This is a genomic window from Chitinophaga eiseniae (assembly GCF_012641265.1).
Lineage (GTDB): Bacteria > Bacteroidota > Bacteroidia > Chitinophagales > Chitinophagaceae > Chitinophaga > Chitinophaga eiseniae_A.
Window position 1 is genome coordinate 751,836 of record NZ_JABAHZ010000003.1, and the last position, 16,792, is coordinate 768,627.

Genomic DNA, 16,792 nt, shown 5'->3' on the forward strand with positions numbered 1-16,792 from the left:
AGATATACTAGTAGTCGCCGAACATTTTCTTCAGTTTCGGCATAAAATTAATAAACACTTCGGATCCCTGCCGGGCAGGATGAGAATTATAACAGGCCTGTAATACCTTAATATCGAAAACAGGTGCAAACAATTCCTCGTATTCCGCAGCTGATCCTCCATATGGCGGTCCTTCCTGTGGGAAACTACGGTCAAACAATACACCCACCAGGTGCCCTCCGGGACGGATCAGCGAATGCATATGCCTTACATAGTCCAACCGGCGGGACGGGTCTATGGCACAAAAGAAAGTTTGCTCCAATACCAGGTCATAGGTACCGGTATGTGCAAAAAAATCCTCCTCCAGCACCTTTACCCGGGTACGGTTAAACGTTGTACGCAGTTTTTCTATCAACACCGGGGCAATATCCAATACCGTTACATCACTGAATGCCTGCCCTGCCAGGTAGGCGGCTTCATAACTGTTGCCTCCACCGGGAATGAGTATACGAATATCCCGGTTATGTACCTGGTCGATATACGCCTTCAACGGTGGCGATACTTCTCCCATATCCCACCCCGTAGTGCCACTGATATACCTGTCATTCCAGTACTGACTATCCATATTCAATTTTCTTTTATGCTAAGTTACGGCCATTCAACAACATACATAAAACCCAAGGTTTTCCAAACATTATTACTATTTTTATACTTTATAAATATACCTATGAACCGGCCTTAATGCCAACCTATGCCATGAAAAGCCTACATCGTCATCTGCGGATTGTCACCAGACACATTGCCCTTTGTCTGCTCCCCATATTTATCATGGCTGTTGCCGTCCATGCACAATCTGTTTCCATCAGCGCAGATAAAACAGCCGGCTGCCCCCCGTTCCTGGTTAACTTTTCTGCCACACTGGATCCTGGTTATCAACATATTGAATGGGATTTCGGCCTGGGCGCCAATGTTACCAATGAACTGACCCCTTCCAAAACTTTTCAGAACCCGGGAGTTTACCATGTGAAAATGATGGCCACCTATGGCGCCAACATCATCACCAGGCAGGTAGATATCCAGGTATATAATAAGCCGGTGGTGAATTTCACTACCGTAAACCTCAGCGGATGTGCCCCATTTATGGCCGCTTTCAAAGACCAGTCCACACCCGGAGATGGTACCATCACCGATATTACCTGGGATTTTGGAGATGGTGGTGGCGGTAATGGGGCCAACGTTACACATACCTTTACGCAACCGGCCACTTACAACGTAGTGAGCGTAGTGACCAACTCCAAAGGGTGTTCCAGCGCAGGCGGGCCAGTAGCAGTAAAAGTACAGAGCGCCCCTGCACCCTCCTTTACGGCCGACAAAACACAAAGCTGTACCGCCCCGTTGACCGTCAACTTTTTCAATACAACAGTTAATAACTCGCCCGATCCGGTTACCTATGCCTGGGACTACGGCGACGGCAGTACGGGAACTGCTAACCAACATATTTATACGAAACCAGGCAGGTACACCGTAAAGCTTACCGCCACTACCAATGCCGGCTGCGCAGCCCCGCTGATCAAAACCGACTATATCGTTATAGAACAGGTGAAACCGTCTTTCACGGCTTCACTGGCATGTGCCGGGCAAGCAGTCAATTTTAAAAATACTACCCAGCCGGTACCAGACAAGGTTACCTGGGCATTTCCAGATGGCACTACGCAAACTACTACGGATGCGGCAAAACAATTTTCTACACCCGGCGATTACCTCGTTAAAATGCAGGCCTCCCTGGGCGCCTGTATGGAAGAAGTACAGCAGACCATCCACGTAAATCCCATACCACAGATCGACCCGGTAGCAACGCCTGTCAGTGCCTGTAATACGCCCTTTACCACCCAGTTTAACGCTACCTCTTCCAACGCTACTTCCTGGAACTGGAATTTTGGAGACGGCACCAGTGCTACATTGGAAAATCCATCGCATACTTATACGAAAGAGGGTACCTATTCCATTAGCCTGACCGCTACCAATACCCTGGGATGTAGCAATACCGTGAGTAAACGCAATTATATCAGCATTGTAAAACCTAATCTCAGTGTATACCGCAGCGCCGCAGAAGGATGTATTCCCCTGCCGGTAGACTTCTATGCAGAAATTGACCTTCCCGATCCTATCACCAGCTATCAATGGAATTTCGGAGATGGTTCGACTTCTACGGATGCCAAACCTCATCATATTTTTACGAAAGAAGGTATCTTCTTTGTGACCTTAACTATTAAAACAGCGGGCGGTTGTACCGCCAGCGGCCAAACCGTCATCAGCGCCGGTCAAAAGCCAGTAGTAGACTTTGTAGCTACCCCGCTGAAATCGTGTGCAAAAGACCCTATACAGTTTACCAATCTCTCCACCCCCCGCGGTACATCCTGGAACTGGACCTTCGTACAGGACCAAAGCACCAGCACCGATGAAAATCCCAACCACCGCTTCAGTGAAATCGGGAGCCATGATATCATACTAGAAGTGAATAACTACGGTTGCCGCGTGCAGTTAATGAAAAAAGACTACATACAGATCATTCCGCCTATAGCCCGTTTTAATACTGCACCGGATTGCGTAAACCCCTATCATCGCAAGTTTACAGACAATTCTACCTTTGGTCCTATTCCTACTGCCGTAAAAACATGGCTCTGGGAATTTGGCGAAAATGGCGCTACGTCTACCGATCAAAGCCCAGACTTCACCTACAAGACCACCGGTATCAAACAGGTAAAACTCACCATCGACAACGGCATCTGTACTTCAACTACCACCCAGTCGGTCAATATCATTGATGAACATCCAGTCATCACGCCCAACAAACCGCGCATCTGCCGGGGCGAAAATATCAGCATGACCCTGGGCCCGATCAATAATGACAATATCAATGAATACAGCTGGGACTGGGGCGACGGCACTGCCCCCCAAACCATTCCGGCGTTTAGTTTTGATCCCAGCCAACCGGTAACGCATCCATATAACAAAACAGGTACGTTTACCATTCAACTGACTATTACTGATAAAAACAGCTGTACCAGGACGTCGGCCCCGGTTAGCATCGACGTCAACGGATCAGATCCCGACTTTGACTATGTGGGTAAAAAATGTAAGGACGAGATTTTCACCTTCACCGATAAATCCACTGCCAATGCCGGCAACCAGATACTGAGCTGGCAATGGGACTTTGGAGACCAGAGCGCCAAAGAAACCTATACCACTCAGCCGGTAGGTATTAAACATACTTATACTAACGCCAACGATTATACGGTGATACTCACCGCAACGGATAAATTCAGTTGTGTGGTGAAAGCGCAGAAAGTGATCGCGTTTGAAAAAGTAAAGGCCGATTTCATGGTCCCCACCAACATCGCCTGCCTGGATAAAGCTTTTACTTTTGTTGACCAGTCGCAAGGCAACATACAACAGTATGCCTGGGATTTTGGTGACAATACCACAGGTAGCGGCAGCAATCCCAGCAAAATATACAGCGCTCCCGGCACGTACCCGGTAACACTTAAAGTAACTACCGGAGGCGGATGTACAGACCAAATCACCAAACCTAACTTTATTACGGTTCCTGATCCAAAGGCGTCTTTTAAAATCCCCGATAACCTCGACTTATGTCCACCAGTGAAAGTATTGTTTACCAATACTTCCACCGGTTATAAAAATGCCAACTGGGATTTTGGAGATAACGGCACTTCTACGAAAAATGATCCGGATGTGCATATTTACGCCCGTGCCAAAACATACAACGTGGTGCTTACTGTTTATTCCGAAGGAGGATGTGCCAGCTCTGCTACTTTACCTATTACCATAAAAGGCCCTGATGGCACCATGAAAACTACGCCTACCCAGGGTTGTGTACCGTTAGATATCAGCATCAGCGCCACCTCGGTAAAAACGGACAGCTATATGTGGGACTTTGACGATGGTACCGTATTAACGTCAAAAACACCTGTTTCTCCCGCTCACACCTATACAAAACCGGGTATTTATTATCCCAGGGTATCACTGCAGGATGACCAGGGTTGTGTGGTAAAAGCAGATGGGAATGATAAAATTATTGTAGATAAAGCAACCGCTGATTTTACCACGGATGATTTTAAAGTGTGCGGTGGCGGCAAGGTTACTTTTACCAATAAAAGTAAAACCCTTACCAAAGATTCACTGGCGCTGGACTTTAGCAATGCGTGGGATTTCGGCGTACCCGGCGATCCCAATAACAACACCGGCACCTTAAATGGCACCTTCAATTATCCACAGCCGGGTACTACCAATGTAACGCTGCGGGTAACGAGCGCCTATGGCTGCAAAGACGATAAAACATTGCCGGTAGTGATTCCGCCGCAGGCCGTGCCGGTCATCGCCCCTATTGCACCTTTGTGCGTTTCCGGTAAAATACAGTTATCTGGTAGCGATAGTAAAAATGTGCCAGGCACCAAATGGCTATGGCAGGTAGGCGCCAATCAAACATACGATCAGCCCGTACCACCAGCAATTACATTGAGTGCAGCTGGCACTACACCTGTTACATTAACCATTACCAACGCCGATGGTTCCTGTCCGGCTACTGCTACCGCCAGTATGGTAGTTAATCCTTCGCCGGCATTGAACCCGTCGCCGGATGTTGCCTCCATTTGCCGTGGCGCCGCCTTGCAGCTGCAAGCCAATACCACTGCCAATGTTAAGGTAGTGTGGACTAACTATAATATCTCGGACCCGGCCAGTGTATCTCCTACGGTAAAGCCGGATATAGATACAGTATACCATGTATTGGCGACTAACGAATACGGTTGTACGAATAAAGCCGAAATACCGGTGAGTGTAACGCAACCGTTTCGCATCTACGCGCTGGATGCAGAGATGTGTGAGGGAGAAACCGTGCAAATGCTGGCTGGCGGCGCCTTGCGCTATCAATGGATTCCAGCGCGCGGACTTAACCGCGCCGATATCGCCAACCCGATGGCAAGTCCGGACGGCAATATTACCTACCAGGTAGTAGGATATAACAACAGCACCTGTTTCACCGATACGGTACTGGCCAGGGTATACGTTCGCACCGCGCCGAAAGTAAATGCCGGCCCGGATATCGTTACCGCCACCGGCTCCGTGATTCCGTTGCCTGTTACCGGTAGCGATGATATTACCCAGGTAGAATGGACTCCTATCCAGGGCCTCAATTGCTATAACTGCCTGGCGCCAACAGCTACGCCTACCGACGATATTACTTATCATGTGAAAGTAACCAACCGCTTTGGGTGCGTAAGTACAGATGAAGTGGCGATTAAACTGGTATGCGATGAAGGCAATGTATTCATTCCCAATTCCTTTTCTCCTAATGGTGATGGTCAGAATGATGTTTTTTATGTACGTGGAAAAGGCATGCAAACCATCCGGCGTTTCCGGGTATTTAACCGTTGGGGACAATTGGTATTTGAACGACTCAATGCCAATACCAATGACCCCGCAGCCGGATGGGACGGACGTTTCAACGGAACGCCGCTCAGTCCTGATGTATTTGTTTACTACGTGGAAGTAATATGCGATAAAGGTGCAGTAAACCTGTTGAAGGGCAATATTACCCTCATCCGGTAAACCGGATTTTCGGATATATTGGCAACCGAACACTACCGTTTACTGAAGTCAATCGTCAAAAAATCTGAAAAATCAAAAATTTTATATATGTAATTTTTATTAATTTGTGCAGTCATTCAGTCAATGGAAAACCTGTGTACCTATGAAATCCCTACAGGCAACGTGTTTACGGACATTTCTGCTCATTGCAAGTCTTTTACCTGCCAATAGCTTACTGGCGCAGAAAGCGGATTTTACCTATACCGCATCGCCGGGTAACTTATGTACACCCGTTACCCTTACTTTAAAAAATAACAGTACTGGGACACCTATTGCCTATAACTGGGATTTTGGAGATGGCAGGACGTCTCACGACCCTGAGCCACAAATCACCTATACCAACGGCGGACCGGTTAAAATTACGCTGGAAGCTCAGTATAAAGTAAATGGCGGCGTTATTACCAGCACCTATTGGCGGGATATTATTCTTGGCAGCACCCCTGTTGTCAATTTCTCTGCTGATGTTACCAAAAGTTGTAAAGCTTACACCGCCAATTTCACAGATGCCACACCTGGCGCAGCCAGCCGCACCTGGGACTTTGGAGATGGAACAGTGGTTACTACCAGCAATGCCTATATGCCACACAACTATACCCAGGCAGGCAAATATGATGTAACCCTCACCGTTACCAACAGCAACGGCTGTACGGGCACCTTGAAAAAAACAGCCTATATCAACATCTCGCTGCCCTTGCTGGACCTGGCCACCCCATTGTCGGGCTGCGTACCTTATACCGCTGTATTCAATGGACTCTCTTCCAATGACATGCACGATCCGGTAATATCTTATGCCTGGAATTTCGGAGACGGCAATACGCAAACCACCAGCGGAGGTAATGTGAGCCATGTATACACACAAACAGGTACCTACAATGTAGGCGTTACCATTACCACACAAAACCAATGCGTAGTAACAAAGTCGTTCGATAAATTTGTACATACCGGCAATCCCCCTTCCAATGTAGGTTTCACGATATCGCCTACCAGCAGCTGCGTGGGAGAGCCTGTACGCTTACTGGCCAACGCTAACTTTGCAGACACCTACAGCTGGGATTTCGGAGATGGTACTACCAGCGAAGGCAGTAATAATGATATCAAACACTCCTTTGCCACCAACGGCACGCTGACCGTGCAGATGAAAGCAGGCAGCAATGGTTGTTTTACCGCAGCCCCCCCGGCTACCGTGGTGGTCACCGGGCCGGTTTCACACTTCGGCCTGGTGCGCGATTGTACAGATAAAAGCAAATTTATTTTCACCAACCAATCTACCGGCATCAATGCCAACAGTACTTTTGAGTGGGATTTCGGAGATAATTCACCTGTTGTGAATACACAGGATGCCGTGCATAATTACACCACGCCCGGCAACTATACCGTGCGCCTGACCATTGGAGAAAACGGTACCAACTGCAGCCACAGCAGCTTCCAGACAGTTTACTACTTCAAAGCCGACTTTACTAGTGGCGTAAGTTCTATCTGCCGGGGCAACAATGCTACCTATGAAGTACTCAATGTGCCGCTGGCACTGGTGTCCAGCTATACCTGGCAACTGGGCGATGGAACGGTATACACGACTACCGATCAGAGTTACGTGAAAACCTGGACCATGGCCGGCACCTTCAATAATAAACTAACGATCCGGTATAAAGATCCTGCCTATTGTGATGATATTGTGTTTAAACCCAATGATATCAGCATACTGGCGCCTATAGCCAACTTCTCCACAGGCTGGCCTACCTGTGCTGGTCAACCGGTCAGCTTTACCAATACTACGGTTACTTCCCCCAATATCCCTATTACCGACTGGTATTGGGAGCTGGGCAACGGACAAACCTCCAAATCACAAACGCCTCCGGGTACAAAGTATACTACCTCCGGTCCACAACAGGTAAAACTGGTGGTAACCGACGCCCGCAATTGTAAGGATTCCATCACTCAAACGGTGAATATCAATGCAACACCTTTTGTAAAGGCATCTGCCCAGCAGCCTAAAATCTGTGAAGGCAACAGCGTATCGCTTAATGCCTTATCTGATGGTACGGTGCAATGGTTGTCCGGTGCAGGGCTTAGCTGTACGTCCTGTACTGACCCTATAGCAACACCGCTGGTAAATACCCGTTACCTGGTGCAGGCTACTAACGCCAACGGATGTACGGTATTTGATTCTACAGATGTTGCGGTTGTTCCTAAAGTCAATCTCACGGTCAGTAAAGATACCATTGCCTGTTATGGCACTTCCGTACAACTGAAGGCCAGCGGCGCTGCTATCTATAACTGGACACCCGTTACAGGACTGACCAGTAACACCATTGCCAATCCAATTACTACACCAATAGCAGATATCACCTACCAGGTAACCGGCACCAACGATCCACTGTGCCCTATGAGTGCACCGTTGTCAGTAAAGGTGGCGGTGAAGCCCGTACCACAGGTCAGTGCAGGAAAGGACCAGACCCTTACCGTAGGCGATGTGGTAAAGCTGATGGCCAGCGGCAGCACAGATATCGTACAGTGGAAATGGAGTCCTGAAGATTATCTCGATAATCCCAGCTCTCCTTACGTTACCGCTGCAGTACGTAAACCAATGACCTACAGCATTACCGGTACCAACCAGTTTGGATGCAGCAAAAGCGATGTGGTAAAAATAGACCTGATCTGCAACACAGATGTCATATTCATTCCCAATACTTTCAGTCCTAACGGCGACGGACAAAACGACGTTTTTTATCCCCGTGGCAAAGGCATCAGCATGATTAAATCTTTCCGCATTTTTAATCGCTGGGGACAAGAGGTATATCACCGGGAGCGTATTAACATAGACGATATTACTACGGGCTGGAATGGCACGCTCAATGGGAAACCGCAACCTGCCGATGTATACATTTATTTCATCGAGGCATATTGTGACACCAATGATTTCTTTCAGCTAAAAGGCAACGTAACATTACTCAGATAATTATTTAACCTGGTTATTATGAAAACCGTATACCGCATATTACTGGCGATTATTGGCACTACAACGGCCACACAATTGTATGCACAGGATATACATCTTTCCCAGTTTTATGAAACGCCCATACTGCGTAACCCAGCGCTGATAGGTATTTTCAACGGCGATGTGCGCGTGCAGGCGGTGTATCGCAACCAGTGGAACAGCGTAACCATTCCCTATCAGACGGGGACCCTGAGCGGCGAAATAAAATTCCCCGTTGGACGCAGCAACGATTATGTGACCACTGGTTTACAACTTACCTACGACCGGGCAGGTACATCCAAACTACAGTCTACCCAGATATTTCCGGCTATCAACTACCATAAATCGCTCAATGAAGACAAAAGCAGTTTTCTTTCGTTAGGATTTATGGGGGGTTATGTACAGCGCCAGTTTGATCCTAGTAACATGACTTTCAACAACCAGTATACCAATGGGCGTTTTGATCCGGCGATGCCCACCGGTGAGGAAGGGAAGCTGGCATTTAAGGGATACAGCTATCTTGATATGGGTGTGGGTCTCAGCTACAATGGTGTGATCAGGGAAGATGTGAATTACTTTATCGGGGCTGGCTATTTCCACTTCAATGGAGCTAAAATTTCCTTTTACAACGATCAAAACATAGTACTACAGCCTAAAATAACGTTCAACGCCGGTATTACCATCCCGGTAGACGAGCGGGTAAAAGTGATTGCGCACTACAACCAATTGCATCAGGGAACTTACTCAGAATATATCGGGGGAGCACTGATCGGGTATGGCCTGATGAACCAGGGACTGGAGTCTACCCGGGCTATTTATGGGGGAATGTTCCTGCGGTGGAATGATGCTATTATCCCTACGATCAAAATAGACATGGATAAATACGAGGTGGCCATGAGTTATGACACCAATATTTCCAAACTACGTACTGCCAGCCAAACTTTCGGGGGCTTTGAAATCTCATTGGTTTTCAAGGGCTTCCTCAATAGCCGGAACTCAACCTTGGAAAGTTTAAATTGTCCAAGATTTTAAATAACAGAAAATCAATTACTTATGAGGAGAATATTCAAGCGTTAAAATTTACATAAAAAAGCAGGAAAAGCTAACAAAATGGCGCCTGGTTTGTTATTTTTATGTAGAAAAGGTCTTTATGGGGCCTAATTTGTCAAACAAAAATTAGGAAATATTTGAAAAAAACTTTATTTTTATAATGCTATGTGGAAAACCTCTACCCTGATTCTCATAATGGTTTTAAGCTTGCTGCCGGTTACCGGCATTGCACAAAGCGAAAAATCCCAACCTAATACGGAGGGGGGTAACAAAATCGTGAAACTATATCCCAACCCCGCTACTACCACCATCAATTTTGAAATTCAACAGCATAATAACGATCGCTTATACGATCTTATTGTATACAATTTCCTGGGAAAGAAAATAGACCAGTTAAAAGGCATCGGTCCACGTACTACCGTAAGCCTTGACAACTATTACAATGGTCTGTATATTTTCCAGTTGCGCGACCAGCGCGGCAACCTGATAGAGTCGGGTAAATTTAATGTCGTCAAGTAGTTCAGATACATCTGGCATCAAAATAAAAGGGAAAAGTCACGATACACATCGTGACTTTTCCTTTTTTTATGTGTGTTATCCTCAGGATACTTCTACAATGAGGAACTTCAAATAAGTCGTATTCTCGATGTTTCTCAGGATGGGGTGATCCTGGGCCTGCGTCTGGAAAGTTACCTGGCGTAATCTTTTCTTGGCGTCCCTGGCCGCCGCATCGATGGTTTGGAGAAACAGGTCGGGTGATACCAGGTTGGTGCAGGAAGCTGTTACCAGGAAGCCTCCTGGCTTCAGCAGTTTCATGCCGCGCAGGTTAATTTCCTTATAACCCGTTACGGCTTTCTGGATATTTTCGCGGCTTTTGGTAAAGGCGGGAGGATCCAATATCACTACATCAAATTTCTTCTCTTCCCGGGTCCATTGTTTCAGCTGATCAAATGCGTTGACAGCCTGGAACTGGCAGATATCCTGGAGATTATTCAGCTCCGCATTTCTGCGGGCGGTGTGAACAGCTGTTTCAGAAATATCCAGTCCCAGTACACTTTTGGCGCCATAAAAACCCGCATGGCAGGAGAAGGTACCAGTATAGCAAAACGCTTCCATAACGTCGGCGTCTTTCACGATATGTTTTATTTCGCGGCGGTTATCCTGTTGATCGAGGAAGTAGCCGGTTTTCTGGCCATTTACCACATCTACATGGAACTTCAGTCCATTTTCATTGATAATGAGGTTCGTGTCGAAGGGCGCGCTGAGGAAGCCTTTTTGCTGGGTCATGCCTTCGAGTTCTCTTACAGGTACATCGTTTCTTTCGTAGATACCTTTGGGAGAAAAGATACGGTTGATGGCATCCACGATGGCATCTTTCCACCGTTCCATTCCCAGGGCCAGGGTTTGTATAACAAAATAATCATTGAACTTGTCGATCACCAGTGCAGGCAAATCATCTGCTTCTCCATATACCAGGCGACAATTTTCCACATAGCCCAGTTTCTGCCGGTATTGCCAGCATTTCAGGAGGCGGTGGTAAAAGAATTCCGGGTTAATTTCTTCTGATTTATCGCGGGTAAGCAGGCGTACCAGTATCTGCGATTGGGGGTTAATATAACCACGGCCCAGGAAAAAGCCTTTATGTGTATATACATCTACAATTTCACCGGCATTCACCTCTCCTTTTATTTCAGCTACCTCGTTGCCAAAAATCCAGGGATGTCCTTGTAATACCCTGTTTTGTATCTGCTTCTTTAAAAAAACTTTAGTCATTTAGCGTATTTCGAGGGGCAAAGGTAGCTATTTAGCCGGGAAGCTTTGCATTTTCGGCTTTTTCTGCCTTTTTGTCGCCAAAACTCCTGTTGGCAAAGAAATTGACTGGTACCCATTGCAGACAATTATTACTTATTATGACAGAAAACGAAAAAGACATGCAGACAAACGGACAGGCTAACGCTGGTAGCGAAAACGAACAAAGCATGCCAGAAGAAAATATAAGCAATAGTTCAAATACGAATAATGAATCAGATGAAGTGACCGCACTGGAGAAAAAAGAACAGGAAGTCAACGAAATTCGTGATAAATACCTGAGATTACAGGCAGAGTTTGACAACTATCGTAAACGTACCGCCAAAGAGCGTATAGAGCTGATGCAAACCGCCAGTAAAGAAGTTATCATATCTTTGCTGGATGTACTGGATGATAGCGACAGGGCTGTTAAACAGTTAGAAAACGCCACTGATGTCAGTGCTGTAAAAGACGGTGTGATGCTGGTGTTTAACAAACTGAGAAATACCCTGCAAGCGAAGGGACTGAAGCCAATGGAGAGTATCCACACCTCATTTGATCCGGACCTGCATGATGCCATTACTGAGATCCCTGCTCCTACGCCGGAGCTGGTAGGAAAGGTAGTAGACACCTTGCAACCAGGTTATTACCTGAATGACAAATTAATCCGTCATGCTAAGGTAATTGTGGGTAAATAAATGACGATGTGGCATTATCTCAGATGATTGCCTATGCTAAGCTGACATATTTTTTACCGAACAAAAAGCTGGTGCTTTGCACCAGCATTAAGTGATTATTATAATGTCTACCAAGAGAGATTATTACGAAATACTGGTTGTTGCCAAATCGGCCTCTCAGGATGAAATCAAAAAGGCTTACCGTAAAGTGGCCATGCAGTATCACCCTGACCGCAACCCAAACAACAAAGAGGCCGAAGAAAAATTCAAAGAAGCAGCCGAAGCTTATGAAGTACTGAGCGACCCCGATAAAAGGGCGCAATACGACCGCTTTGGCCATGCTGGTATGAATGGCAACCGTGGTGGTGGATTTGGTGGAGGTGGTATGAACATGGATGATATCTTCTCCAACTTCGGTGACATATTTGGTAATGATGATATTTTCGGCAGCTTCTTCGGCGGCGGTGGACGTGGCGGTGGTGGAAACCGTCGTGGACGCGGTACCCGTGGCTCCAATCTCCGGGTAAAAATTCGTCTTACCTATGAAGAAATCGCCAAAGGCGCCAACAAAAAAATCAAAGTAAAAAAATATGTACCCTGCCAGCATTGCGGTGGCCTCGGTGCAAAAGATAAAAACGCATTCCAGTCCTGTAATACCTGTGGCGGTTCCGGCCAGGTAAGAAAAGTGACCCAAACTTTCCTGGGACAAATGCAAACAGTAACTACCTGCCCTACCTGTCATGGTGAAGGCCAGATCATTACCAGCAAATGCGGCCACTGTAAAGGAGAAGGCCGTATGTATGGCGAAGAAATGGTAAGCATCGACATCCCGGCAGGCGTACAGGAAGGTATGCAGCTGAGTATGAGCGGTAAGGGTAATGCCGGCGAAAGAGGCGGCGCCCCCGGCGACTTACTCATCCTGATCGAGGAAGAACCACATCCGGAACTGCAACGCGATGGACTCAATGTAGCATATGATCTCTACATCTCCTTCCCCGATGCGGTATACGGCACTTCCCTGGAAGTACCTACCATTGATGGTAAAGCCAAAATTAAAATCCCTGCCGGCACGCAAAGCGGTAAAATATTCCGCCTGAAAGGCAAAGGATTCCCTTCTGTTAATTCCTATGAAAAAGGCGACCAGCTCATTCATGTGAATGTATGGACACCTCAGACGGTGACCGCAGAAGAAAAAGAAATGCTCGATAAATTACAGTCCTCCGATAACTTTAAACCCAATCCTGAAAAGTCTGAAAAAGGATTTTTTGAGAAGGTAAGAGATATCTTCAGCTGAGGATAAATATCATTCTTGGTAAAGGGGAATGCCGTTGGCGTTCCCCTTTGTTTTCATTAAAAGTACCCATGAGTTCCAAACTGCAGATGTTCGAAAACCGGCTGACGAAAGTTTACCGGCATATTTCCAAGCTGGCCAGACGACAACATATCACCTGCTACCGGGTATATGATGACGATATCCCTGAATTTCCCTTCAGCATAGAAATCTATGAAGATCATGTATACATCGCTGAATATAACCGCAAACACGGTATGGAAGAAGAGGCCCATGAAGCCTGGCTGGACAGCTGCCTGGAATTGATCAGCAAAGTACTGGAAATACCACCGGGTAAGATCTGGGTAAAACAACGCCAACGCAAGGAAAACAGGCAAAGCCAGTATGAAAAGCTGAGCATAGAAAGTCATGTAATGACAGCCAACGAAGCAGGGCTGCAGTTTAAAGTGAACCTTTCCGATTACCTCGATACTGGCTTATTCCTCGATCACCGCATTACCCGTGGTATGGTCAGGGACGAAGCCAAAGACAAAAAAGTACTGAATCTCTTCTGTTATACCGGCTCCTTTTCCGTATATGCAGCCGCTGGCGGCGCTGCGGAAGTAACTTCAGTCGACCTGTCAAAAACCTACCTGTCCTGGGCAGAAGAAAATATGCGACTCAACGGATTTGACAGCCCTCAGCATACTTTCGTTCACGCAGATGTACTTCAATACCTGGATACCCTTAAACTAAATACGTACGACCTGGTCATTATAGACCCTCCCACTTTCTCCAATAGTAAGCGCATGAAGGATTTCCTGGATATCCAGCGCGATCATGTGGACCTACTGAATAAAGTACTGCTGGCCACCAAAAAGGATGGAATAGTATATTTCAGTAATAACTATCGCAGGTTTATATTGGAATCCGATAAGATCAATGCCAGCAGTATTAAGGATATCACCAATCAAACTTTACCTTTTGATTTTCAGCAGAAGTTGATCCGGAAGTGTTACCGGCTGATCAAATAAGGGTCAGTGCTTACTTTTGCGCAACATTTTTATCATCTTCAAAAATTCTGCCCGGTCGTTGCCTTTATCGTTTCCCAGCGCATCCCGGGCTATTTGCATCACCATATCGGTATTGCCATTGCCGTAATAAGACGACTTACGCAGGAGCATGCCGAACAGCGCTACCGACGCTGCGAAGCGGCAATCCACGGAGGCATCTTCAAACTGGATCAATGTTGCCGGAATCATACCAGGTAATGTATTGATCAATGTATCCTGCGGGTTGCGGTAAGTAATATTTACACTGGCCAGTAGCGAATCTCCCGGTGGCACATGCTCTGCCGGCACAATTTCGTAGAGCGCTACCGAACAATGCCCGCTGCCGATAATGCCACCGCCGTAGTCTGTGCCGGTAGTGGTATCTACAGGCAACATCTTATTTTCATAACCGATAAGCCTATACGCTTTTACCTGCGCCGGGTTAAAACATACCTCCGACTGCACATCCCGGGCCACGGTAAACAGTGTACTGCCAAATTCACGGGCAAATATCTTATTGGCTTCTTCCAGGTTATCTATGTAGGCAAAATTGCCATTCCCCTTTCCAGATAGGGATTGCAGCTTGGAGTCTTTATAATTCTTCATGCCAAATCCAAGACAGGTAAGCAATACGCCACTTTCCTTTTCCTGGATAATGAGTTGTTCCATTTCCTCATCGCTGCTCTGGCCCACGTTAAAATCGCCATCTGTGGCCAGTATTACGCGGTTGTTGCCGTTGGGAATATATTGTTGTGCGGCGATGCGATAAGCCATCTTAATAGCGGCTTCGCCAGCGGTGGCGCCGCCGGCGGAAAGGTTATCGATAGCATTTAATATCTTTTCCTGCTGATCGCCGGGCGTGGAAGGTAAAATAATGCCTGGCTCACCGGCATAGGCTACAATGGCCACTCTATCTACCGGCCGGAGGTTATGTACCAGTATCCGGAAGGCAGCCTGCAGCAACGGCAATTTATTAGAGGTGCCCATAGATCCGGAAACATCTATCAGGAAAACGAGGTTGCAGGCAGGCAGGCTGTCGGTAGCCAGGGCCTTCGCGCGGATAGCTACCTGTAACAGGCGGTGCTTGTCGTCCCAGGGACAGGTAGTATAATGGCTATACATGGCCATGGTGTTGCCGGCTTTAGGCAATGGGTAATCATACTGGAAATAATTGACCATTTCTTCGATACGCACGGCATCTACGGGGACAGCTTCCTTCAACCGCAGGAAGCGACGAATATTACTATATGCGGCGCGGTCTACGTCGATGGCAAAAGTAGATACCGGGCGGGTAATTGTGCGCACAAACTTATTCTCATAAGTGGCGCCATAAGTTTCATTGTAAAAGGAGTGGGTGCCCATGCCCACATTGCCGTAGTTGGGGTTGCTGCTATGCAACATTTTAGACCGGGCTTTGGCCATGGCAACAGGGTCTGTATCTTTTCGTGCGGGCGATAACGTTATTAACAGCCGGTCGTATTTAGTCACCTTTACCTCTCTGGGAAGATAACCGGCTTGTGTAAACAACAGTGTAGCAGTTGTTGCAGGAATGGCTATTTTAAAAAGACCGAAAGCGTTAGTGACTACCTGTGTGGTGTCGTTTACCACCTTCACAACCACGCCGGAAACAGGGCGATGTGATATACTGTCTTCGACTGCTCCCGATACCCAGATTGTTTGCGCTTGCAGTCCTCCACCCCATAATAATAAGAGTAAAAGGAACTTAGGCATGTATTAAGTTAAGATTTTTTCCGGGCAGTTGCCCGGAAAAAATAATACTATTCTGCTCCGACCAGCTGGTAGATTTCCGGCAGGTTGCGGCCCAGACCATCGTAGTCGAGTCCATAGCCCAACAGGAATTTATTGGGAACGGAGAAGCCCAGGTAATCTATTTTAATGGGATGTACCATCGCTTCGGGCTTGGTGAGCAGGGAAGCCACGAGTAATTTCTTAGGTTGCTGATGTTCCAGCTGTGGCAGGAACTGGCTCAGGGTTTTACCGGTATCCACGATATCTTCCAGGATTACCACGGTACGACCAAAGAGGTCTTCATCCAGGCCGATAGCCTGTACTACGTTCCCGGTAGATTTAGTGCCTTTATAGGAGGCCAGCTTAATAAACGATATTTCCGCCTCGATCTTCAGGTACTTAAATACATCTGCGGCAAACATAAAGGAGCCGTTGAGGATGGCAATAAACAAAGGGCGCTCTCCCTTCAGATCTTCGTTAATTTGTTCGGCCATTTCTTTAATACGCTGCTGCAGCGTTACTGCATCGATGTAAGGCTCGAACTGTTTGTCATGCACCTTGATTACTGACATAATACTTCTACATT

11 protein-coding genes are annotated in these 16,792 nt (G+C 46.9%); 7 read left to right on the forward strand and 4 right to left on the reverse strand.

Annotated elements, in window-relative coordinates:
* Positions 1 to 7: 7 nt before the first annotated feature.
* Entirely contained in the window at positions 8 to 604 is a 597-nt protein-coding gene (locus HGH91_RS16835; RefSeq protein WP_168739956.1) for a methyltransferase domain-containing protein, read from the reverse strand.
* A gap of 203 nt (positions 605 to 807) precedes the next feature.
* Between HGH91_RS16835 and HGH91_RS16840 the strand changes: the two genes are divergently transcribed.
* The 4 genes from HGH91_RS16840 (at position 808) to HGH91_RS16855 (ending at position 10,189) form a co-directional block, all read left to right on the forward strand.
* Positions 808 to 5,607 (forward strand): PKD domain-containing protein, encoded by a 4,800-nt coding sequence (locus HGH91_RS16840; RefSeq protein ID WP_211092330.1) that lies wholly within the window; start codon positions 808 to 810, stop codon positions 5,605 to 5,607.
* A 142-nt stretch (positions 5,608 to 5,749) separates the two neighbouring features.
* Positions 5,750 to 8,602, forward strand: a complete 2,853-nt coding sequence (locus HGH91_RS16845) for a PKD domain-containing protein (protein WP_168739958.1) — start codon at positions 5,750 to 5,752, stop codon at positions 8,600 to 8,602.
* A gap of 18 nt (positions 8,603 to 8,620) precedes the next feature.
* Complete coding sequence (locus HGH91_RS16850; protein ID WP_168739959.1) at positions 8,621 to 9,652, forward strand: PorP/SprF family type IX secretion system membrane protein; 1,032 nt, start codon at positions 8,621 to 8,623, stop codon at positions 9,650 to 9,652.
* A 213-nt stretch (positions 9,653 to 9,865) separates the two neighbouring features.
* Positions 9,866 to 10,189, forward strand: coding sequence for a T9SS type A sorting domain-containing protein (locus HGH91_RS16855; protein WP_168739960.1), 324 nt, complete (start codon positions 9,866 to 9,868; stop codon positions 10,187 to 10,189).
* Positions 10,190 to 10,270: 81 nt separating this feature from the next.
* On the opposite strand, the gene HGH91_RS16860 is transcribed toward HGH91_RS16855, so the two are convergent.
* On the reverse strand, positions 10,271 to 11,443 hold the full coding sequence (locus tag HGH91_RS16860) for a class I SAM-dependent rRNA methyltransferase (protein WP_168739961.1): 1,173 nt from the start codon (positions 11,441 to 11,443) through the stop codon (positions 10,271 to 10,273).
* A 137-nt stretch (positions 11,444 to 11,580) separates the two neighbouring features.
* Between HGH91_RS16860 and HGH91_RS16865 the strand changes: the two genes are divergently transcribed.
* The 3 genes from HGH91_RS16865 to HGH91_RS16875 all read left to right on the forward strand — a co-directional run bounded on the left by HGH91_RS16865 (position 11,581) and on the right by HGH91_RS16875 (position 14,439).
* Positions 11,581 to 12,156, forward strand: coding sequence for a nucleotide exchange factor GrpE (locus HGH91_RS16865; protein WP_247651761.1), 576 nt, complete (start codon positions 11,581 to 11,583; stop codon positions 12,154 to 12,156).
* Between the two features lie 103 nt (positions 12,157 to 12,259).
* Positions 12,260 to 13,429 (forward strand): molecular chaperone DnaJ, encoded by a 1,170-nt coding sequence (gene dnaJ / locus HGH91_RS16870; protein WP_145664805.1) that lies wholly within the window; start codon positions 12,260 to 12,262, stop codon positions 13,427 to 13,429.
* A 68-nt stretch (positions 13,430 to 13,497) separates the two neighbouring features.
* Positions 13,498 to 14,439 carry a class I SAM-dependent methyltransferase gene (locus HGH91_RS16875; RefSeq protein ID WP_168739962.1) on the forward strand — a complete coding sequence of 314 codons (942 nt, stop codon included), beginning with the start codon at positions 13,498 to 13,500 and terminating at the stop codon, positions 14,437 to 14,439.
* 3 nt (positions 14,440 to 14,442) lie between these two features.
* Here the strand turns inward: HGH91_RS16875 and HGH91_RS16880 are convergent, their stop codons facing one another.
* Both HGH91_RS16880 and hpt read right to left on the reverse strand, forming a co-directional pair.
* Positions 14,443 to 16,188, reverse strand: coding sequence for a vWA domain-containing protein (locus HGH91_RS16880; protein WP_168739963.1), 1,746 nt, complete (start codon positions 16,186 to 16,188; stop codon positions 14,443 to 14,445).
* 47 nt (positions 16,189 to 16,235) lie between these two features.
* Complete coding sequence (gene hpt, locus HGH91_RS16885) at positions 16,236 to 16,778, reverse strand: hypoxanthine phosphoribosyltransferase (protein ID WP_168739964.1); 543 nt, start codon at positions 16,776 to 16,778, stop codon at positions 16,236 to 16,238.
* Positions 16,779 to 16,792 lie beyond the last annotated feature (14 nt).

Bases quoted from the DNA above. Each gene is read 5' to 3' on its own strand.
- HGH91_RS16835 (WP_168739956.1), bottom strand. From the start codon at position 604: ATGGATAGTCAGTACTGGAATGACAGGTATATCAGTGGCACTACGGGG.
- HGH91_RS16840 (WP_211092330.1), top strand. From the start codon at position 808: ATGGCTGTTGCCGTCCATGCACAATCTGTTTCCATCAGCGCAGATAAA.
- HGH91_RS16845 (WP_168739958.1), top strand. From the start codon at position 5,750: ATGAAATCCCTACAGGCAACGTGTTTACGGACATTTCTGCTCATTGCA.
- HGH91_RS16850 (WP_168739959.1), top strand. From the start codon at position 8,621: ATGAAAACCGTATACCGCATATTACTGGCGATTATTGGCACTACAACG.
- HGH91_RS16855 (WP_168739960.1), top strand. From the start codon at position 9,866: ATGGTTTTAAGCTTGCTGCCGGTTACCGGCATTGCACAAAGCGAAAAA.
- HGH91_RS16860 (WP_168739961.1), bottom strand. From the start codon at position 11,443: ATGACTAAAGTTTTTTTAAAGAAGCAGATACAAAACAGGGTATTACAA.
- HGH91_RS16865 (WP_247651761.1), top strand. From the start codon at position 11,581: ATGACAGAAAACGAAAAAGACATGCAGACAAACGGACAGGCTAACGCT.
- dnaJ (WP_145664805.1), top strand. From the start codon at position 12,260: ATGTCTACCAAGAGAGATTATTACGAAATACTGGTTGTTGCCAAATCG.
- HGH91_RS16875 (WP_168739962.1), top strand. From the start codon at position 13,498: ATGAGTTCCAAACTGCAGATGTTCGAAAACCGGCTGACGAAAGTTTAC.
- HGH91_RS16880 (WP_168739963.1), bottom strand. From the start codon at position 16,188: ATGCCTAAGTTCCTTTTACTCTTATTATTATGGGGTGGAGGACTGCAA.
- hpt (WP_168739964.1), bottom strand. From the start codon at position 16,778: ATGTCAGTAATCAAGGTGCATGACAAACAGTTCGAGCCTTACATCGAT.